General features: G+C 46.7%; 13 protein-coding genes. 1 reads left to right on the top strand and 12 read right to left on the bottom strand.

Going from position 1 to position 22,671, the window contains the following annotated elements; genetic code table 11:
- Positions 1-36: 36 nt before the first annotated feature.
- The 7 genes from Q1A18_RS07865 to Q1A18_RS07895 all read right to left on the bottom strand — a co-directional run bounded on the left by Q1A18_RS07865 (position 37) and on the right by Q1A18_RS07895 (position 14,620).
- Entirely contained in the window at positions 37-1,806 is a 1,770-nt protein-coding gene (locus tag Q1A18_RS07865; protein ID WP_299578394.1) for a family 16 glycosylhydrolase, read from the bottom strand.
- 12 nt (positions 1,807-1,818) lie between these two features.
- The gene (locus Q1A18_RS07870) at positions 1,819-2,646 is read right to left on the bottom strand and encodes a glycoside hydrolase family 16 protein (protein ID WP_299578395.1); all 828 of its coding nucleotides are present in this window, start codon (positions 2,644-2,646) and stop codon (positions 1,819-1,821) included.
- A gap of 20 nt (positions 2,647-2,666) precedes the next feature.
- Positions 2,667-4,919 (bottom strand): beta-glucosidase BglX, encoded by a 2,253-nt coding sequence (bglX, locus tag Q1A18_RS07875; RefSeq protein ID WP_299578396.1) that lies wholly within the window; start codon positions 4,917-4,919, stop codon positions 2,667-2,669.
- Between the two features lie 73 nt (positions 4,920-4,992).
- On the bottom strand, positions 4,993-6,762 hold the full coding sequence (locus tag Q1A18_RS07880; protein ID WP_299578397.1) for a PKD domain-containing protein: 1,770 nt from the start codon (positions 6,760-6,762) through the stop codon (positions 4,993-4,995).
- A gap of 20 nt (positions 6,763-6,782) precedes the next feature.
- Positions 6,783-8,312 carry a RagB/SusD family nutrient uptake outer membrane protein gene (locus tag Q1A18_RS07885; RefSeq protein ID WP_299578398.1) on the bottom strand — a complete coding sequence of 510 codons (1,530 nt, stop codon included), beginning with the start codon at positions 8,310-8,312 and terminating at the stop codon, positions 6,783-6,785.
- A gap of 21 nt (positions 8,313-8,333) precedes the next feature.
- A complete protein-coding gene (locus Q1A18_RS07890) occupies positions 8,334-11,468 on the bottom strand; it encodes a TonB-dependent receptor (RefSeq protein ID WP_299578399.1) in 3,135 nt (1,044 codons plus the stop codon).
- 245 nt (positions 11,469-11,713) lie between these two features.
- Positions 11,714-14,620: a triple tyrosine motif-containing protein gene (locus Q1A18_RS07895; RefSeq protein WP_299578400.1), complete on the bottom strand. Its 2,907-nt coding sequence runs from the start codon at positions 14,618-14,620 to the stop codon at positions 11,714-11,716.
- A 92-nt stretch (positions 14,621-14,712) separates the two neighbouring features.
- Here Q1A18_RS07895 and Q1A18_RS07900 point away from each other — a divergent pair, with 92 nt between their 5' ends.
- Positions 14,713-15,456: a 5'-methylthioadenosine/adenosylhomocysteine nucleosidase gene (locus Q1A18_RS07900; RefSeq protein ID WP_299578401.1), complete on the top strand. Its 744-nt coding sequence runs from the start codon at positions 14,713-14,715 to the stop codon at positions 15,454-15,456.
- 276 nt (positions 15,457-15,732) lie between these two features.
- On the opposite strand, the gene Q1A18_RS07905 is transcribed toward Q1A18_RS07900, so the two are convergent.
- The 5 genes from Q1A18_RS07905 to Q1A18_RS07925 all read right to left on the bottom strand — a co-directional run bounded on the left by Q1A18_RS07905 (position 15,733) and on the right by Q1A18_RS07925 (position 22,532).
- Positions 15,733-18,312 carry a glycoside hydrolase family 2 protein gene (locus tag Q1A18_RS07905; RefSeq protein ID WP_299578402.1) on the bottom strand — a complete coding sequence of 860 codons (2,580 nt, stop codon included), beginning with the start codon at positions 18,310-18,312 and terminating at the stop codon, positions 15,733-15,735.
- A 109-nt stretch (positions 18,313-18,421) separates the two neighbouring features.
- A complete protein-coding gene (locus tag Q1A18_RS07910) occupies positions 18,422-19,735 on the bottom strand; it encodes a Gfo/Idh/MocA family oxidoreductase (protein ID WP_299578403.1) in 1,314 nt (437 codons plus the stop codon).
- 15 nt (positions 19,736-19,750) lie between these two features.
- Entirely contained in the window at positions 19,751-20,746 is a 996-nt protein-coding gene (locus Q1A18_RS07915) for a sugar phosphate isomerase/epimerase family protein (RefSeq protein ID WP_299578404.1), read from the bottom strand.
- Between the two features lie 107 nt (positions 20,747-20,853).
- A complete protein-coding gene (locus Q1A18_RS07920) occupies positions 20,854-22,014 on the bottom strand; it encodes a Gfo/Idh/MocA family oxidoreductase (RefSeq protein ID WP_299578405.1) in 1,161 nt (386 codons plus the stop codon).
- 137 nt (positions 22,015-22,151) lie between these two features.
- Positions 22,152-22,532, bottom strand: a complete 381-nt coding sequence (locus Q1A18_RS07925; protein WP_299578406.1) for a helix-turn-helix transcriptional regulator — start codon at positions 22,530-22,532, stop codon at positions 22,152-22,154.
- Positions 22,533-22,671 lie beyond the last annotated feature (139 nt).

The raw sequence follows: 22,671 nt of genomic DNA on the forward strand, positions 1-22,671 counted from the left end.
CCCGAACAGAAAATAGCCGGTCTTTCGTTCTCCTGATTAGCGAACCGAGATCAGCTGCGAGGACAGCTGATTGATTCTCAACAAATACATTCCGGTTTGCAAGCCATTCAGATCGAGGCGATAATTCCTGGCCCGAAGACCTGACTTAACCATCAGCAACTGCCCGCTCATGCCATAAACTTGCACGCTATTCAACGGTTCGTTCGAATCAATATTGACAAACTGCTGTGCCGGATTGGGGTAGACCAAAAATTCGGGCGCACTGAACCAATCCTCTGCTGCTGTGCTTTTTGCTTCCTGCAACCGGACATTTTGAAGTTGAAGCTGACCACTACCAGCCTTCCCAAAAATTCCGTAGTTGACGTACACCCGGATTTCCGCAATTTTATCCAGCAGAAAAGAGCCGTCGGTTTTGGACGCAAAATGGTGGTAATGAAAATGAAAACTGTCGTCCTGATCAAACGATTCCATTTTAAACAGATCAACCAACTCTACGTGCCCATTTACATCCACCAAATCGAAGCGCATATTGGAAGGCGGATTGGCCGGATCAATCTTTAGCTCCAGGGCCAGTTCATTATGTGCAGTCAGGTCAATCAGGCCATTAAAGACGTAAGAAAAATAGGCATTTTGAGAAGGATTGTTAATATCGAAGTCCACCAACAATACGCCATCCGATTCAGCCAAAGTCAAACTGTTATCGGTACCGGCATGGGTCTGCCACAGCAGCTCCTGATCCTCATTCACCGGAGCAACATCAAACCCCTCCGCATCCGGTTGAATCAGGTAATCAACATGAAAAACATCCGACACCACCGCATCACAAGCGGTTGACACTTCCACCTGAATGTCGCCGGGAGCATCATTCCATTGTACGGTAATGGCTGAGGTACCTACTCCACTTAGCACAGTTACACCTTCGGGCAGCAGCCAATTGTATTGCGCTCCTTCAATGGCATTAACAGCATAGCTAGTCTCTTCATTCAAGCTGTTCAGCTGAGATCCCTGAATCACCGGTTTGGGCAGTTTACTGGCATACACACGAACGTAATCAACCGTCATGGTTGCTTCCGTCAGGTTCGGATCAATGCCCTCTGCTCCTCCCCAGTTTCCTCCAATGGCGACATTCAGCATCAGGTGAAACCGTTTGTCAAACGGCCACTCTTTATAGGTTCTGTTTTCATTGTTGAAAGTAAAATACAGTTCGTCATCCACATACCAGCGCATGGTTTCTTCGGTCCACTCCAGGACATAAACATGAAAATTGGCCATGGCATCGTCAATGGTGATGCTTCCGCCCTTCTGCGTTCCAATGCCGTGATTATACGCCTCGGTATGGATGGTGCCGTGCACCACGCCCGGGTCATAACCCACATGCTCCATGATGTCAATCTCGCCGCTGGCCGGCCAGCCACCATATTCCCAGTCGGTAGGCAGCATCCAGATAGCCGGCCAGGTTCCTTTACCCGAAGGCAACTTGGCCCGCACTTCAATCCGCCCATATCGCCAATCCCCTTTTCCTTTGGTAATTAAACGCGCTGATGTCCAGTTATTATCCTTCTTAACCGCCTTAATGTAAAGGTTTCCGTTTTCAACCCAGGAGTTGGTGCGTGTATTGGTATAGGTTTGCAACTCATTGTTTCCCCAGCCACCACCACCAGTGTCGTAGCCCCATCTTTCTTCGGAAGGAGCTCCGTCCGTGCTAAATTCATCCGACCACACCAGTTTCTCACAATCTTGTTGGGCAAATACTCCGTGGCTTGGCAGGAAAGCAAACAGCAGCAGGAAAAAGCTTAGGTAATTCATGAACACACGATGTTAAATTTTCTGATAAACACGAACATAGTCCACTTCCATCGTACTCGGGAAAATAGTTGGATCAACCCCTTTCAATCCGCCCCAGCTTCCCCCAACAGCAAGGTTCAGTATAAGGTGAAAGCGCTTGTCGTAAGGCCATTCATCAGGCCCAGTCCCCTCATTTTCAAAGGTGAAAAAGTGTTGCCCATCTACATAAACCCGGTATTCTCCGGGCTCCCACTCAAGTTGGTAAACATGAAACTGCTCATAGCAAGTGGGCACAATGATCGTGTCAGACCGCTGAGTGCCAACCTTATGATTGTACGTTTTGGTGTGTGACGAAGCCAGAATGGTATCAGGCATGTAACCCACATTTTCCATGATGTCGATTTCACCACTAGCTGGCCAGCTGCCATACGCCCCATCTGTTGGCAACATCCAAATGGCCGGCCACAAACCCCGTCCTTTCGGTAGCTTGGCACAAACCTCTATCTTCCCATAAAGCCAATCGCCTTTCCCTTTAGTTATTAGGCGTGCCGAAGTGTATTTATGGTCTTTATAAAACTCCTGAATAGCCGTGATAAATAGTTTCCCCTCTTTCACCTCCGCATTGGCCAGCCGTCGGCTGGTATAAAACTGTGCCTCCTGGTTTCCCCATCCCCAGTCATTTCCATGGGTATCGTAGCTCCATTTCGAGGAATCCGGCAGACCTTGGTAATCAAATTCATCCGACCACACCAGCTTATAGCCGGGGTAAGCTTCTTCCCGATTCGATTTGAAATTGCTACAGGAAACACTAACAACCGCTAACAAAAACAGGACGACTGAAGTAAAATGCGTTCGCTTCATATATCGATACGTTGACTGATTCATTCGTTAACTGAAAACTCCGCATGCAAGCCTTCCTGTGAATTGGTTCCCACCCACACATCAAAATCGCCGGCTTCAACAACATAGTCTTTGCCGTTAAAAAACTCCAAATCTTTTGCCTTCAGTTGAATTACGACATTTTTGGTTTCTCCCGGTTTTAAAGTGACTTTCTGATACCCTTTCAATTGTTTGACCGGGCGGGTAACACTTCCAAATCGGTCACGAATGTAGAGCTGAACCACCTCTGCAGCTTCGTACTTGCCGGTATTTTTCAAATCAATTGACACTTCAATAACGCCATCGGTTCCCATGCTGTTGGCCGATAATTCCAAATTGGAATAATCAAACGAACTATAGCTTAATCCAAAGCCAAACGGAAAAAGTGGCTCAAAGCCGGCATCCAGGTAATGCGAGGTGTTTCCCAGCGAGTGCTGCGTGGCTTCAGCCGGAATTTTATTAATATCGGTCCATTGCTCATAATCAGCCGGACGTCCGGTGTTTTTATGGTTGTAGTAGATAGGGATTTGCCCAACTGTTTTGGGGAAAGTAACCGGCAGTTTTCCGGACGGAACCGTTTCGCCCAACAACATGTCAGCAATAGCCGGACCACCCATGGTTCCGGGATGCCAGGCGTACAATACGGCATCAGCCAGTTGCAGTTCGCGCGCAATGGTCAGTTGGCGTCCGGCCATGATCACCACCACCACTGGTTTCCCGGTTGCCTGAACAGCTTCCAGCAGTTCGGTTTGGCTGCCTTGAAGATTCAGGTTGGCCAGACTATGGGCTTCGCCCGAAAGAATCGACTCTTCACCCAGAAACAGAACAGCCACATCCGATTTTTTCGCAGCCTCAACAGCGGCGACAAAGCCTTCTGTAGATTTAGTACGGCTAATCTCCAGTCCTTTTGCAAAATTAATTTTAGCGTCGCCCAGCTTGGCTTTCAAAGCAGTAAGCGGAGTCACCGAATTTTCTTTGTTCCCATCAAACACCCAGGTTCCCATCTGGTCGTGTGGCGAATCGGCCAAAGGGCCAATCACCGCAACCGAGCTAATGTCATTGGACAAGGGCAGTAATTCGTTCTTGTTTTGAAGCAGCACAAAACTTTCGCTGGCTGCCTGTTGGGCAATTTCTTTATGTTTTTCGGCCAGAAGTGTTTTTTCGGCCAATGTTTCATCGGTATAGGGATTTTCAAATAAGCCCAGGTCAAATTTTAAGCGCAAGATATTGGCCACATACCGATCAATGGTAGCCATATCGATTTTGCCTTCGTCCAACAGCGCTTTTACATTTCCGGCGTAGCAGTCGCTGGCCATTTCCATATCAACACCAGCCATTAATGCTCGTTCGGCAGCTTCTTTCTTATTGGCGGCATAGCCATGAGGAATCATTTCGGCAATGGATGCCCAGTCGCTGACTACCATTCCCTGGTAGCCCCACTCCTGCCGCAAAATCTGCTTCAGGGTAAATTCGTTTCCACTGGTTGGAACGCCGTTCAAATCGTTGAAGGCCGACATAAAGGTAGCTACGCCGGCATCGGCAGCAGCTTTAAAAGGAGGTAAATAATCATTCCGAAGCTGAACTTCCGGAATCAAAGTCGTATTGTAATCGCGTCCGCCTTCGGCTGCCCCGTAGCCCACAAAATGCTTGGCACAGGCAGCAATGGTTTTCGGATCACTCAAATCATCGCCCTGAAACCCTTTAACCATGGCTTTAGCCATAACAGAGGTCAGGTAAGTATCTTCGCCACAGCTTTCGGCAATACGCCCCCATCGCGGATCACGCGACACATCAATCATCGGGGCAAAGGTCCAGTGAATGCCTTCAGAAGCGGCTTCTACGGCAGATACAGCCATCGTTTTTTCTGCTATTTCAGCATTCCAGCTAGCCGCCAACCCTAATGGAATGGGCATGATGGTGCGGTAACCATGAATCACATCGCGGGCAATAACCAGAGGAATTCCCAAACGGCTTTCTTCTACTGCAACTTTCTGCAGCTCATTGATCGTTTCGGCACCAACCAGGTTTAAAATAGAACCCACTTTCCCATCTTTAATGGCTTGTTTTGCATTTTCCGGTCCGCCTAACTGGCCGGGATCAAACTGCGACATCTGTCCCAGCTTTTCCTCCAGTGTCATTTGGGAAATCAGTTCCTTTATCCTTTTGTCTGTCTGTTCTTTCTTGTCCGAAGAAACTGGTGCACAGGCTCCGGTTAGCAGGAGCAGTCCAATTAAAAATAAGGAGATTGCTTTCATGTTTGTAGCGTGTAAGAAACCTGACCTGCCCCCAATCGGGCAGGTCGGTTTTTAGTTAAGATTCAATTTGTAATTACTTGATTTGTGCCGATTTGATTCCCTCTACGTGAGGACCGGCCAATTCATCGAAATAGAATTCATGGGTTCCTTCTCCAACACCTGGATTCAGCATGATACGTACGATATCATAGAAATCATGACTTACAGCAGCATCAGGATCGGTTACATCATTGGTAAATACTCCGCCTGCCGAACCATTATTGGCAACACCGGCAAAGTCGTATTCAGCCACTTCCCAGGTATTATCTTCTTGAATCGTGTAATTCAATTCCACACCTGACATCCAGGCATCGCCACCCCAATCCGTGTTTTCCAGTTTCAGCAGCACCACATCGCCTGCTTTACCGTACACCATGATTTTGAAAGTTGAGATGGAGCGCAAGTCAAAGCGATAGCCGGAAGGCAGCTTCATATTCGCATTCGCCCATGGATTGTCTGTTTTAGAATACATCGCTACACTGGCACTTCGGTTTGGATAGATCCGGTCAGGATTTGCCATCGTAACGACAGAGCAATCCTCGCCAACAACAGCAGCCATAGCCACTTCGCTAAAGTCGTTGTACATGACCATTTCATCCAGTAAGAATGGAACATAGTCTGGATGATTCGTCGTAACAGTCACCGTTTCAGATAAATTCAATTCCCCGATAGAAGTGTTCACAACCGCTGAAATCATAAAGGTTCCGGCACGCATGTAAGTATGCGAAACAACATCCGTATAATTGTCAGCCACCACTGTAGTACCATCACCAAAGTCGAAAGTTACCCCATTGATCGCCTGACCTTCAGGAATAGCAGCATTTGCCAATGAAACTTCGTAGGTATTAACCGCTGTTGCCGATAAGTCGTTAACCAATAGTTCTGCAGAAACAGCTGGTTTTACATATCCTTTAGGAATCAACTGAAAATGCCAGGCATTCCCTTCAACACGGTCGGTTGCAACTAGCTCCATCAGGTTCTCTTCCAATCTCAAAATTTCGTAAGAACCATTGACGGCTCCTACGTCGAAACATGGGAACATTGGCGTAGGTCCGGAAAGCGTTAAATACCACTTACCATCTCTTTCCTCGACAAACCAACTTCCGGGCGAGGGTGTGTAGTCCACCACAAAGTCCGAATCATCTTCATAACCGTTGCTATAACCCGGGCTATCGCTAACAAAAGCCTTCACATAACTTTGTCCTTTATTCTCCAAAGTAGCCACAAAGCCATTGATCTGAAAGTTAATCTCATCATCGTACAAGACGCCAACGCCTTGCTTGGCCAGCGGGCCGGCAGACCACCATGCCAGTCCGTTTGAACCGGCAGGTCCAACACCAAGATGCCCTTGGGACAAACTATCCAGCACCCAGGTTTTTCCATCCAGGTCATCGACTCCACCACTCAGGAAAATAAACTTTTCGTTGGAAAAAATAGAGTAGTCTGTTTCTTCCTGAACAACCTGAGCGACAACTTTTTCAGTAAACGCACCGGTATTGGTGGTAATCGTCAATGTTACGTCATAGGTTCCGGGCAGCGGGTAATAGGCCACAATTTCTTTGCCTTCGGCAACATTTCCATTGCCCAAATCCCACTTTATCAAATGGATGCCCGAAACACCCGCATTACTTACCATATTGAAATGATAGGCATCACTCCCCTGGCTAACAGTTGCCGTCACTTCCTCGGCCGAAGGCGGGTAGCTCTCTCTGGCGTCGCCCGAATCAAATTCCTGTGGCTCACAGCCAATGAAGAACATCGTCAACATGGACATCAGCAAGCCTAGTTTAAATATATTTTTCATCGTTTTTTCGTTTTTAGCGATTAATAACCATCATTTTGAACCAGCTTGAACTCACCTTCTGTTTTGTCGATTTCAGATTGAGGAATCGGCAGGTACTTTTTAGTGGGTGCCCACGTACGGTTTGAAGAGTATTCAGGAAGATTCTCAGTTAAGGTATTGGCTTCGCCCCAGCGAACCAGGTCCCAGAAACGCATGCCTTCACCTAAAAATTCACGGCGTCTTTCCAGTTTGATCAACTCTGTTGTTGGCGCAGCAGTGGCCAGGCCGGCACGCTCTCTGATTTCAGTAATAGCGACTTCAGCTGTCAACTGGCCTACTGGCGCTACACCGTGAACAACGATCAATTCAGCCGCATTCAACAGTACTTCGGCGTAACGGAAAATACGCAGGTTGTTTTCGTAGTTCAGGTCAACATCACCCGGTGGCTCGTTATACCCTTCGCGAGCGGCATATTTAGCCATAAAGTATCCTGTATTTTGGAAACGTGGCGTATAGGTTCCATCTGCAAAATGATTGATAGATGCACTCAGGCGCTTATCGCCATCTTCATAAATATCCACGATTTCTGGGCGTACGGGCCCAAAACCCCAGCCGCCTTTATACACCGACAAGCCACTGAGTTCGTCAGCACCACTCAAACCGTTTGGCGAGATGAAAGCAGGCAAGTTGGTTCCAAAACCAGTCCAACCGTCACCCCATGTTTTACCACCATATTCTCCCGGAAGATGATTTGTTTCCAGAATAGATTCAGCACCAAACTCACCTTCCCGGGTCCAGATCGATGCAAAATCAACCAGGCTGTAAGCACCACTTTCATAAATTTCGTTCATGTCAGCCAGTACTTCAGCATATCTTGATTCATCGTTTTGATACATCACCACGCGGGCTTTCAGCAACATGGCAGCAGCTTTAGTGGCCCGCCCCTGATCAGCACCCGAAACACTCATAGGCAGCTTGTCGCCTTCCAGTGCAAAATTGACATCCTCAATAATTTCGGCATAAATTTCATCAGCGGAGTACTGACGGGCAAAATAAGGTTCTTCCAAATCTTCTTCGAAATAAGGAATGTTGCCCCAGAATTTCCACAGCCAATGCATGTAATAAGCACGCAGGAAATGCGCCTCAGCTTTGTATTGAGCCAGACGGGTTTCATCGACATCAACGGCATTTTCGCATGCTGAAATGGCATTGTTACACCGAGCCAAGGCGTTATAGTAAATGATCCAAAGGCCTTCGGGCAATTCGTCCGGAGTAGCATCGAGTTGTGACAAACGGTACAACTGTCCCTGGTCACCAGCGTCACCACCACCTTTAAAGATATCATCTGAACGTAGGTCAGACATCAGCACTATACTGTTGTAGTTTTGGTTGGCATAACTATCAAACAGCAGCACCTGATAGCAGGAGCCTAAGTTTGATAAAATAGCACCTTCCGTTGCCGGGCCACCGGCTTCTTGCGAATCGGTCGGGTAATTGGTCAGGAAATCATCCGTACACGATGTAAATCCCAGGATCGCAATAAACGCTATTGCTTTGATATATTTATTCATAACTTCTTCTGTTTTTATTGATTAGAAAGTAATATTGGCACCAATGTTAATGGTTCTTGATTGAGGATAGATTCCCCGGTCAATACCAATGGTAGTATAGCCACCCGATGCAACTTCAGGATCAAAACCATCATAATCCGTAATTGTAAACAGGTTTTCAGCCGACACAAATACACGCAGACGGGAGATTGATGCTTTGTGCAACAACTCTGTTGGCAACGAATAACCCAGCTGAACATTTTTCAGGCGGGCATAGGAGCCATTCTTGATGTACAAATCAGATGAACGCCAGTTCCGGTTATTGTTTTGATTCGTCATGCGCGGAATTGAATTGGAAGTTCCTTCGCCAGTCCAGCGATCCAAAATCCAGCTTGGACGGTTCATGGCAGGAATGTCACCACGCTGTGAGAAGTCAAAGATGTCGTTACCTAATGAACCTTGCCAGAACATATTGAAGTCAAACTGCTTCCATTCTGCACCAACCGTAAATCCATAGGTCCAGTCCGGCATACCTTTTCCAATTTTCGTTTTATCATCATCGGTAATGCTTTCATCACCATTCAGGTCTACAAAACGCACATCTCCAGGCTTGGCATTTTCGCCGTACAAGCTGTTGTAAGCATCCGCTTCGGCTTGGTTTTGAATAAGACCATCAGTTTGGAAACCGTAGAAATAAGGGAATACTTCGCCGTTCATCCCTTTCACATAACTTCCTACACCTGAAGCTCCAGCATTTTCATAAATAGCTTCACCGGATTCATTTCCCATGTTGATCAGCTTATTTTTCAGGTAAGTGGCATTGGCCGAAATGTTGTAGCTAAAATCACCAGCACTTCCGCGGTAACCCAATTCAAACTCCAATCCGCTGTTTTCCATATCACCGGCATTGGCAATCGGAGCACCTTTTCCTACATAACCAGGAATCGGCTGATCAATCAACATTCCATTGGTGGTCTTTTTGAAATAATCGAAACCGAAGGATAAAGCGCTGTTTAAGAACCGGGCATCAAAACCGAGGTCAATTTGCTCCGACTCTTCCCATTTCACATTGGCATTAGCCAATTTTGAAGGGGCACTACCATACTGCATATACATGGCATCACCTGCACCGAAATAATAGTTTTGGTTACCATCCATCAAACTGGTGTAAGAGAAGTTTCCAATCCGGTTGTTTCCGTTTGTCCCCCAGCTTGCTCTAAGCTTCAGGTAGTTGAACCATTCCGGAATATCTTCCATAAAAGCTTCGTTAGTCACATTCCATCCCACAGAAACAGAAGGGAATACCGCCCATTTGTTATTGGGTCCAAATGAAGAAGAACCATCGCGGCGAATAGTCGCCTGCAACATATACTTTTCATCATAGTTATAGTCTATCCGTCCGAAGTAAGAAGCCAGAGTTTCATTGGAGAAACCTTCTGTTCCACCGCTAACACGTCCTTCGGTAGGAGGAGCAATCGCGTAGTCGATATTGGCTTTATTCGGATCGCTTTCCAGCAAGTCGTAATCATCGCCTGACAGGTGACGAACGGTGTACTCCTGAGCCGATTGACCCAACAATACCGTAAAGCTGTGTTTTTCGTTGATCGTTTTGTTGTAGGTCAATGTGTTTTCAAGCTGCCACACGAAACCTCGATGCATGTTTGAATATACATGGCTTTGCGTCAGGTCTTTCCCCTGCGTCGCTAAGAAGTGCTCAAATTCATAGCCATCGGCTCCCCAGAAAGCGAGGTCAACACCGTAGCTTGATTTGAATTTCAGTCCTTCGATCACATTGATTTCTCCCCAGAAAGAAGAAACAAATTTATCTTCATTGTTTTGAGCTCCGGTTGGTGCATTAAGCATCGCTACCGGGTTGGCAATTTCCTGGAAACCTGCTGGCGGAATCGAAAATACGTTTCCGTTTTTATCTTTTACGGCATTGGGATAGTCAGCCAGAACCCCATCCGGATCCTCAGCATACACCGGAACAAGAGGATTGAACGTCAGGGCACTTCCCAAAATGGAACCATACTCAGAGTTGGTTTCAATACCACTGGACAACACCCGGGAATAACCGGCATTCACGCCTACCTTCACATTGTTCAGGAAAGAACGATCGGCTTCAAACACATTGTAAGTGGTGTTCGAACGAATACTGTAACGCTCATAATTTGAACGACCATAGTCGCCCCCTACAATACCTTCCTGGTTCAGATAACCAAAGGATAAGAAGTAAGTAACATCTTCGTTGCCTCCGTTAATGCTGATTTGGTGTGACTGCACCGGAGCATCGTAGTTGAACGTTTCATCCTGCCAGTCCGTTCCGGCTCCAGCATTGGCAATTTGTTCGGCTGAGTAACGAGGAGCTTTGTTATCATTGAGCTCCGATTCATTCATAATCAGCATGTATTCCTTAGCATTCAAAACCGATTTCTTTTTCCATGGGTTTTGCCACCCATACGAAAAGTCATAGTTAATAGAGGCTTTTCCGGACTTACCTTTTTTGGTGGTAATCAGAATTACGCCGTTGGCAGCACGGGCTCCATATACAGCTGCAGAAGCCGCATCTTTCAGCACCTCCACGGATTCAATATCGGTTGGGTTTAAGTAGCTAATACCGCCACCAACAGCCATTCCATCTACAATATAAAGGGGTTCGCTATTGTTAATCGTACCAATACCCCGAATCCGAACTTTCGAGTCTGATCCAGGCTGACCAGAGCTTTGCGTAATCTGAACTCCGGAAACCCGTCCTTTCATGACATCTTCAATCCGCGTTGGAGTGGAGTTCTCCAGCTCTTCGGAAGACACACTACTAATGGCGGCCGTTACCACACTTTTTTTCTGTACACCATAACCAACCACAACAACTTCATCCAGGTCGGTAAAATCTTCGGCAAGTGCAACATTAATTACAGCCCTTCCATCAACAGGCAACACCTGGCCCTTCATCCCAATGTAGGAGAATTCCAGAATGGCAGAGGATGGAACTTCAAGCGTATAATTACCATCAAAATCAGTAATTGTACCCGTAGTCGTTCCCTGAATAACTACAGACACCCCCGGAAGAGGTTGTCCATCTTCTTTAGCTGTTACCTGCCCCGAAACTGATATCTCCTGGGCAAATAAACTCACGCTAAAAAAAGAACAGAATAGGAAAAACAAGATTCTTTTCATACGATAAGTTTTTAAATAGCAAATAATTATTCTTCACTTAGGAATTTCAAATCCATAAGCGAAAATGGAGTAAAGAAACCTCACTTTAAAATTTTTTAACACTTCAATAATGCTACATGGTCTTTATTTCCACCCCTACAACAATACATCAATCAAAAACAACACACACTGACTGACAGACGTTTAGCTCTGATTAACGATTGTTTTTGCATACATCATCTGAAAATATGCTTTACAACAGAAGTTTAAATGCTAGCGATAAATGAGCTCAAATTGGTGTCACGATCAAGCCCCAGTTTTTTCCGAAGGCGGTACCGGCCAATTTCAACACCGCGAGAGCTTATGTTTTGCAGTGTCGCAATCTCTTTGGTGGAAATATTCATTTTAATGTAGGCACAGAGTTTTTGCTCCCGGGGGGTTAGCGTTGGGAATTTTTCAGTTAGTCGCTTGAAGAAGTCTTCGTGTACTTCATCAAAATAGGTTTCAAAAAGCTCTTGCTGCTTTTTATTATCAAATTCCCGGTCAATCCGGCTAATAATCAAACTGATTTTTGATTTCACGGTACTGTCAGTCACCAGGGTTTGCAGACTTTTAAGCTCCGTTTTCAGTTTGCCCATAAATTTGTTCTTCTGAACCAGACTCATCGTTTGGTTGGCTAACTCCTTATCCAAATGAATCATTTTTCCCCGCAACTTTTCATTCCTGAGCTTCACGATCTCCCGCTCTGAAACCAACACTTCACGCTGGTACTGATGAATCCGCTTCCGGTATTCCTGCAGGTTTTTGAGCCGTTCCTTTCGTTTGGATACCTGCATGCGGTAGTAAACCCACCAAATAATAGCCGCGATCAATAGCAGGCCACTAAGCATGTAAACAAACCAAGCCAAAGCTGACCGATACCAAGGCGGTTTGATACTAAATGAAAAACTTGCTGGTTGACTTTCGTGCCCAAATGGATTAACGGTTTTCACCTTGAAGGTGTAATCACCTTCCCGCAAGTTCATAAACTCCGAGCTCGCCTCCTCCGACCATTCTGACCACTCGGTACTGTAGTTCTCCAAAAAATAACTGAACCGAATCCGATTCAGGTTTTTATAATCCGGACTTGAATAGACAAACTTCAAGTTGTTTCCTTTAAATTTAAAGGCCAGGGAGTCCTCCGGAAAGTTTTCGTCCATCAAATTGGGATGGAATCTTTTTTGATTCAGCTGATTCACCACCTCCCGGATGTACACCTGTTCCTGACGGTCTTTTTTCGGCTGGTAACTGGGAGAATAATGGGCCAGACCATCTTCAAGCGAGATAAAAGTATGCTCCATATCAACCACATTGATATGCTGGAAGCCGGAAATGGTAAGTCCCGCTATCTTTTCAAAAGGCCCCACCACTTTCGTATAGCTTCCATCCTCGAGAAACCGCAACACCCCTGGTCCGTTTTCTCCGATAAACCAAATGTTGTTGTACTGATCTTCTTTGATGTAATCGACATTATTTCCCTCTCCAAAGAGTTTATTATATTCGACTGAGCGCTCAAACCGATTCAAAGCCTGATCGTAGGTATAGATTCCGTTGGGCGAGGTAAAAAGAATGTCACCCTTAATGGTCATCAGGTTGATATAAATATCAGAAGGAAGCCCATCGTTTGAGTTGTAAAAATCGTAATGAACAACCCGGTCGAGCGCTTCATTTAAACGCATCCGGAAAACACCTTTAAAACCATGACTCATCCAAATATCGCCATTCTCATCCTGAGCCATCAGTTTAGACGACTCAGAGAAATCCTTGACCTGAGTCACGAACTCCCAGGACTGCCCATCGGCGGTCTTCCTGAAAAGAGTCAGTCCGTTATAATTTCCACCAAGCAGGTAATCGTCATTTTGCATGAGTTCGATGAAAATCCAGGCCCCACGAACATCCGAAATCATTCGGGCCGTTTCACCCGCAATCTCATAAGTCCCATTATCATGTCCGCACAGCACAACCCCATTATGAACCCCCAAATACCAAACCTGACCAATGGTTTTTGGAATCAACCGAAAGCCTTTAGGATCAATCGTCACATCTTCAGGCCAGTCTTTTACATACAGGCCATGATTGGTGCCCACATACAACTTCCCGTTATGAACCAATGACGTGTAAGTAGCCCCTAGTCCTTCCGGGTCAAACATGAACGTAAACGGAGATCCCACATCAATGTAATCAATGCCATTATCCAGTCCGAGCCATAAATTACCCTCCTGATCAGCCCCAATGCTAAGGATCGTATTATTCTGCAAGCCTTTTTTCTTGTTCACATGCTGGATAATTTGCCCGGACTCATCGGTAATAAGTAAACCTCCCTGAATGGTTCCAAAAGCATAGTAAGCCTCGTTAAACCGCGTGGCCGAAAAAATCTGATTTTCAAGCAAGAAATCATTGGCCGGGCCTTTCCATGGCGTTAACTTCTCCCCGTCATAACTATACACCCCATGGTTGGCCGTACCAATAAGCACCCGGTTATTGTAAACGGGCAGTATCGCCCAAATTTCCTTATCATCAAGCTCATCCAGCCCTTTCAGCTTGAAAAAATGCCCTTGACGGTATTCGCACAATCCGTCCACCTCATCCTGTACCCACAGGTGTCCATTAACATAGAATGAAAATCGAATCCGGTTGGATAAGGGAACACTTACAATGGCTTCATTCCGATAGATAAACAAATGTGTGTACGACTGAAAAACAACACCAAAACTGGTTAAGTGAATGCACCAAATTTCTTCAAAATTCCGTTCGTCAACCGCCACCAAATCCAACAGAGAACGGTATTGAAGCTCTCCTTTGGCATCGGGCTCCATGTACCCAAAGTCATTTTGTTGCCCCACATAAATACGCCCATTATCGTCAATCTGCAAAGCCCGAACAATGGAGCGATTGGGCAAGCCATAAAGCTGCCAGTGGTTACCATCAAATTCAAGGACCCCATCGTTATTGGCAAAGTACATGAAGTTAGACTGGTTGGAAGCAATGTGCCAGTTTTGCGCACTGCCTCGATATTCCTGTTTCGAGAAGTGTTGGATGTCGGGAATCCCCACATCTTTCAATTGCCCAAACGACAAATTGGTTATCGTCAGGATACAGGCAAGCATCAGATATCGCAGATAGTTAGTAGGCATGAAACAAATATAGTTAAAATCAGATTTTACACCGACCAATTGCCTAAAATCAGGGCAGAGCTGTATTTTTGTCCAAACATTGTAAATATAAAATGATGAAAACCGGACTAATTGGCGCGATGCGGGAAGAGATCCTGCTTTTAAAAAAAGACATCCAACAGTTAAAAACCGACAAATTTGGTTCCCGCGAATTCTATTCCGGCACCCTTAACGGGCAGGAGCTGGTCATGGCCTTATCGGGCTGGGGAAAGGTTGCCGCCGCCTCAACTGCAACCACCCTGATTAACCACTACCAGGTGGATCAACTGGTCTTTATCGGGCTGGCCGGTTCAGTTCAGCCACAACTCAACATTGGCGATATTGTGGTAGGCAACCAGCTCATTCAACACGATGTCGATTTGACACGCTTAGAGGGCTTTCCGAAAGTTGAATCACCATTTTGGAAGACCTTTGAATTCAATGTTTTTCCGGATTCCGGTGCCAAAGCACTTTCTGCTGTTGATAATTTTGTTCTCAATTTGAAAAACGGCCAGTATCCGGCAATCAATGCCAGCTATGCCCCCACAGTACATGTTGGAGCCATTGGTACGGGTGATCAGTTTATTGCTTCCAAAGAAGGAAAAGTGCGCATAAACGAACGCTTCCCACAAATTTTGTGTACTGAAATGGAGGGAGCAGCCATCGCCCAGGTGAGTGCTGATTACCAGCTTCCATGCACGGTCATACGAATTATTTCAGACCATGCCGACGAAGAGGCTCATGACTCATTTTCCAAGTTTTTGTTTGAAGATATTAGTCAGATATCCGTGGAAATTATCAAGCTGCTTTTGTCCTAATCGGCTGAAAAATAAACTATGAAAGATAAATAACTGACAACAAGGAGCATAAATCAAACAAGCCAAAAAATCCAAGAAACACAATCGGCAGCCGGTGAGTTTGGCACAGTAATTGTATATACCAAGTCAAGAGAAAACAACATATACGCCACTTAGCCGTGGAAACAATTAAACAAAACAATTTAGTTAGAACCAGAAAACAAAAATCTCCAAAGTAACGTGCTTTGGAGATTTTCTTTTTTAGCCCTTCAGGCTATTCATTCATTGGCTTTTACCTTATTTGAATGCTGCGTCCAAGGTTTGTATGTTGAACACTTCCCGCAACTTTTCTTCTGAAACACTGGTTGAAAGCGTGATCTCGGCCGTTTCGTCCGGCAGCAAATCAAAGTAATTATCCGAGAAAAATCCCTCTTCATCACCAATCGTCATGAACAGGTTTTTGGCCAACTTATCGGTTTTAACCGAAATTGTATAACCACCTTCTTCAGGTACAATTTCATAAGTCACCTCAGGCGTTGGAAGCTTCATTTCCTTTACCGGCCGGAAATAAAACACGTTACTGGCAATTACCTTTCCGCCCTCAATCACTTCAGCAACCAATACCTGGCGGTAGCTGTCCTTATCCCGTAAAAAATCATAGCGGTTAACATCGAAATAAGAGGCGCTGGAATTGGCAGGAACATCGGCCAACACGGCTTTTTCCCAAACAACTTCCCCATCAAAGTTAACCATCCGAAGATTCAGCTGGGCATTAATCTCCCGAAGCTCATCATTTACAATGCCCACTTTCAGGAAGTTTTCATCGATATAGGGTGATACCAGAACGGACTCAAAGCCTTTCTTTACAAAGTACTGCAAGGCTTTCCAGCGCTGGTAATAGTCGGTTGAACTCCATGAGGCCACCGGCCAGCAATCGTTGATTTGCCAGTACAAGCTCCCCATGCAAAAAGGCATCGCTCTTCGGTGTCCCTCCACGGCAAACTTAATCCCTTCGGCTTGCAACACATGGTTTACATATAGAAACGACTCAAAATCCTTGGGCTGGTCATAATCCTGCAACATGTAGTATTCAATGGTTTTATTGCCAATTGACGAACGCTGATGAGAATTCATGACTTCGGAAACAATGTCATAGTCCTCAGGGAGCGCGTATTGCTTCACACTCTTAAACTCCGGAAACGACTGGAAACCGTATTCGCTCATAAAACGGGCAATATGCGTGGCGTAGGTTTGGAAGGGTTCTTTTCCCCACCAAACGCCCCAATAATGCTCATCACCATTAACCAGGTCTGCCGGTACACCGGTGCCTGACGATGGGCTGGATGCCCAATAGGACCGGGAAGCATCAAAAGCCTCCACCGCATCGGGCAAAATTTTGTGGAAAATATCCTCATACGCTTTCCACATTTTGTCGGCATTCGCCTGGTTTTTAGCTTCTTCATCGCGTTTCCAGCCCCAACCATACCAGGCCGCAAGTATTTCATTGTTGCCACACCACAAGGCAATACTGGGGTGATTACGCAAACGCTTGATGTTATCAATGGCTTCTTCTTTCACATTATTCAGAAAAGCCTCATCGCCCGGATACATGGAGCAGGCAAACATAAAATCCTGCCACACCAGAATTCCGGCTTCATCGCACAAATCATAGAAAATATCGTTCTCGTAGATCCCACCTCCCCAAACACGCAGCATGTTCATGTTCGACGTTTTTGCCGTATTGACCACCTTGCGGTATTGCTCATCCGACACGCGCGCAACAAAAACATCGTTGGGAATGTAGTTGGCTCCTTTCATAAAAACGGGCACTCCATTGAGCTTGAAATAGAAAGAGGTTCCATCTTCATCCTGATCACGAACCAGCTCCAGGGTTCGAATTCCAATCCGATCGGTCTTTTGAGTGGTCCGGTCATTGACCGTCAGGTTGGCTGTAATCGTATAAAGCGGCTGTTCGCCCAACCCATTGGTCCACCACAACTTCGGATTTTCAATTTCAAAATCGACGGAATAGGTATGCAACCCTTTTTGAAGGTTGACCACAACAGAGCCGGCCTTTTGGCCATCCACCTCAACCCGGTAGGTGGCGGGTTTCTCAGTCTCCGAATCAACTTCAATAATCGCTGAAAATTTGGCTAAATCATCCTGAACTTCATGCTGAACCACCTGCAGGTTCTCTATCCGGGCTTCATCCCAGGCTTTCAGATGTACCGGCCGCCAAATACCACTGGGCACCAGGCGTGGCCCCCAATCCCATCCAAAATGATAAGGCGCTTTACGCACGTATGCGCTCACTTTCTTGCCTCCCTCAACCTCACCAATTGCAGCCAGGTCGTTGTCTGAAACCATGATAACAAAGCCATTGGCATCGTATTTTTTGATTCCTTCCTGGATGGGTGAAAGAAAAGTGATCAGCAAGGTGTTTTCCCCCTCTTCCAGGTAGGGTTTAATATCGACCAGGTATTCCCGGAACATGTTGTCCGTTGCGATTACTTGCTGGCCATTCACAAACACCTGCGCATAGGTATCAAGCCCTTTAAAGTCGAGCGCAATACGGTCTTTCCTTAGAAGCGTTTTGTCAACAGTGAATGACGTTTTATAATCCCAGTCCAGCTTATCAATCCACTGCACATCGCGCTCGTTCAGCCGGTAGAACGGATCTTCAATCTTGCCGTTAGCCAGCAGGTCGGTATGAACACTCCCGGGCACCGTGGCTGGCAACCATTCATTTTTTCCGTGTTCCGAAAATTGCCATCCTCCATTCAGTAAGGTTGAAGTCATAAGAGCAGGGTCTTTAGGCTGGCAAGCAAACAAAAGCACACTGGCCAGCGTGAATAATAAGGATCGATACCTTTTCATTTGATGATAATGTTTAATTTGTAGACTCAAAAATGGTGAATGGATGCTAGAATTACAAACAAAAAATCCGAAGGAAAATTGCCTTCGGATTTTTGAATGAGCTGTACGCTTAAATTTTTGGTAAGGTCCATGGACTTCGGTAAGTCGGAACCAGGTATTCATTGGCTTCCGGATCGTCTATAAACAAGCTCTTTTCGCTGTCCCAATACAAGCGGCGGCCGGTTTTCAGGGCAATGTTGCCCAAATGTGCCACACGCGCGGTATTGGCAGCTATTTCAATGCTGCAATTCAAATCGCGCCGGCGATTGCGAACCCCATTCAGGAAGTCAGCCATATGCAGGTCCAGGCCTTTCCCTGACCCTTTTTGCAACTCCACACGCTCCACCAAATCCTTATCATTTTTGCGCTCGGGAATTACTTCCCAGCCCTCGCGGTCAACAACCAGCGTGCCGTTGTTACCAACGAAGCCCACGCCATGGTTACGTCCAAAGTGGCCGCCATCAATGCCGGTTCCGTGGTCCCACAGCATGGTAAACCCATCAAATTCATAGAGAGCCTGCAAGCTGTCAGGCGTTTCGGCAGCGTCATCGGGGTAGGCAAACTTACCGCCCATGGCCATCACCGATTTGGGGGCCTTGGCCTGCATGCCAAATAGACCATAATCAATGATGTGCACGCCCCAGTCGGTCATCAATCCGCCGGCATAATCCCAAAACCACCGGAAATTGAAGTGAAAACGATTGGGATTGAACGGGCGCTTTTCGGCCGGCCCGAGCCAGAAATCATAGTCCACGCCTTCCGGAGCTTCCCGGTCAGGTTTCACCGGAACGGGCTCCATCCAACCTTGATAAGCCCAGGTGCGCACGGTGCGGATTTTGCCCAGCTTCCCAGAATAAACATACTCAACAGCATCGCGCCAATGGGGATCACTTCGTTGCCACTGCCCCACCTGAACCACGGTTTTATACTTGTGAGCTGCGGCTTCCATCAGGTTGATTTCCTCGATGGAATTCCCCAGCGGCTTTTCACAATAAATATCTTTGCCAGCCTGACAAGCCTCAACAAAAGGCAGGCAGTGCCAGTGATCCGGCGTTCCGATGATAACCACATCCACCTCCGGATCAGCAATCAACTGGCGATAGTCGTTATACGCCTTGGGTTTCTTCCCTTGCAACTTTTCGGTGTCCGTCAGTCGGGCATCCAGCACCCGCTGGTCCACATCACAAATGGCCACACACTCGGTATTGGGCTGCCCCAAAAACGCACGCAAGTCGGCAAAGCCCATGCCTTTTGCACCAATCAACCCACAACGGATTACCTTGTTGGGCGAGCAGGCGCTCATGGCAGCCGGCATCGAGGCCGCCAGGCCCACTGCAGCTGTTGCCGCAGTGGTCTTCTTGATAAATGATCTTCTACTAGTCATTGGTTCGGTTATTAATTATTCCTTCTGCATGGCATCATCAAAGGCAATGTCCGAAGGAGCAAAGTCACTGTAGCGCACAAACTCGCAGGACTCAGCAGCGCCGGCTTCACGATCCATGCCACTGTCTTCCCACTCAATGGATAATGGGCCTGAATACTGAATGGTATTCAGCGCGCGGATGATGTTTTCGAAATCGATTTTTCCCCGTCCTACACTTCTAAAATCCCAGTAGCGACGATGATCTCCAAAAGGAGTATGACCTCCGAATACTCCGATAGTGGTAGGCACATCGCTCCAATACACGTCTTTCATATGCACATGAAAAATGCGGTCGGCAAAGTCGTAGATGAAGCGCACATAGTCGACATGCTGATAGCCCAAGTGGCTGGGATCGTAGTTAAAGCCAAAAGCCGGATGATAATCCAAGGCTTTCAGAGCCATTCCGGCGGTTTCAATGTCAAAAGCGATTTCGGTTGGATGCACTTCCAAGGCAAACTTCACCCCTATTTTCTGGTATTCATCCAGAATGGGTTTCCAACGTTTGGCAAAATCCTCAAACCCCCGGTCAATCATGTCCTGCGACATCGGTGGAAAGGCATACAACAAGTGCCAGATGGAGCTGCCGGTGAATCCAACCACCGTATCCAAACCCAGTCGTTTCGCCACATGCCCGGTTTTAATTATTTCCTGTGCCGCACGCTGGCGAACACCTTCCGGATCGCCATCGCCCCAAATGTAATCGGGTAAAATGTTTTTATGCCGCTCATCAATATTGTCGCAAACACATTGCCCCACCAAGTGATTGGATATGGCGAATAACTGCAAATCATACTTTTCCATGATCGCCTTCCGCTCGTCACAATACTCTTGGTCGGCTTTATCAACTTCCATGTGGTCGCCCCAACAGCATAGTTCCAGGCCATCGTAGCCAAAATCCTTGGCTTTCTGACACATGGTTTCGAATGGTAAATCAGCCCATTGTCCGGTAAATAAGGTTACTGGTCTGCCCATAGTTTTATTTTTAAGTGGTTATTCTGATTAGATAATTAGTTATTGAACGTGCGTTGTTGGCTGAAGCCCTTCAAGGAATGCCTCCCCAACAACGAAGCGTGGTCTGCTTACTCCTCAAACCTGACCCATTTTACCGTATCGCTGTAGCCCGCTTCCACCACCGTGTCAATAAAGCGCATGCCCCGAACACCATCTTCAATGCCCGGAAAGTCAAGCATGGCAGCGGTGGGTTGTTCGTTGTTCATTTTGGCGCGAACAGTTAAGGAGAAGTTGCGGTAAATGTTGGCAAAAGCCTCGAGGTAGCCTTCGGGATGCCCGCCGGGAGTGCGGGTGTTGTGCTGCGAAACAGCGCCCATTTGTCCCGTTCCTACGCGTACCATCTCTGTCGGACGGTCGGCCCATTTCATCCAAAGGGTGTTGGGTTCGTGCTGATTCCACTCCAGTCCGCCTTTGTCGCCATACATCCGTATTTTCAGCGCATTTTCTTCGCCGGTAGCAATTTGTGTGGCCATCAAAACACCACGCGCCCCGTTGTCAAAACGCAGCAAAGCGGCACCATCATCGTCCAGCAAACGTCCGGGTACAAAAACATTGAGCTCGGCGCAGAGTTCCGTCACTTTCAATCCTGAAATATATTCTGCCAAATGATGAGCGTGTGTTCCGATATCGCCCATGCAACCGGCTTTGCCCGATCGTTTGGGGTCGGTACGCCAGCTGGCTTGCTTATTCCCGGTATCCTCGAGCTTCGAAGCCAGCCATCCTTGCGGGTATTCCACATAAATGCGTTTAATCTCGCCCAGTTCGCCACGGGCCACGCGCTCTTTGGCTTCTTTTACTGCCGGATAACCGGAATAGGTATGCGTCAGGGCCAAGGTCAGGCCGGTTTCCTGCAACTTCGATTGAAGCGACAGTGCTTCGTCCAGCGTAAAGGTGATGGGCTTGTCAATGACCACATGAAACCCGTTTTCCAGGGCCATCATGGCCGGGGCAAAATGCACAAAGTTGGGGGTTACAATGGTCACAAAGTCCATGCGTTCGCCTTCGGGCAAGCGGGCTTCCTGTTCAAACATTTCCTGGTAGGTTGTGTACACCCGGTTTTCGGGAAGAAAATACGATTTACCCGAAGCTTTCGAGATTTCCGGATCAACACTGAAACAGCCACACACCAGTTCAATCTGGTTATCCATAAAAGCGGCAAGACGATGAACGGCACCAATGAAGGCATCTGAGCCTCCTCCGACCATTCCCATGCGAAGTTTACGATTCATAGTAATTGGTTTATTAGACTTTAAGTACTTCTCAAATGTATAAAACTTCTGTTGAAGACGGAAAAAACAGACCAGAATAGTATCGGGAAAGACAAAAGCTTCGGGTCAGGCTGAAAGACTCCCCCAAAGCCCTTCTTTTAGCTTTCGGCGTCCCCGTTCTGCTTGTTTTCGGCTTCCTTCAACCGGGTGATTAACGAGCGGACTTCTTTCAGCTGGTCAAACGTCAACTCGCGCAATTGTCCGCGTATATTCAGCGGAATCTGTTCGCGCACCAAGGCCTGCAAGGGATGATTTTCCGGCAAAGGCTCCTGCCCATCATCCTCCCATTCCATTAAATCGTTGGGCGTGCAATGCAATGCCCGGCAAATGGCGCTGAGGTGATTTAGCTTCAGCTGGGTGATTTTCCCGTTGAGCGAACGCGTGGCCACATTGGGGGTCAGTCCCTGCTTAATTAAGAAGTTGTAAGGATTGGCAATTCCTTTAATTTCGAGTAAATAGCGTAGGTTGTAGTGTAACATGACGAAGAATAGTTTTAGTGAGTTACGATAAGCTCATTAAAGTTAAAACTAATTCTTCATTCTTGAAAATCAAATCTTTATTAATTCGAATCATTCCTAAATTGTACAAATACCCTTATGCATTGATCAAATACAATTT

The sequence above is a fragment of the uncultured Sunxiuqinia sp. genome (genome assembly GCF_947495665.1).
Taxonomy (GTDB): domain Bacteria; phylum Bacteroidota; class Bacteroidia; order Bacteroidales; family Prolixibacteraceae; genus Sunxiuqinia; species Sunxiuqinia rutila.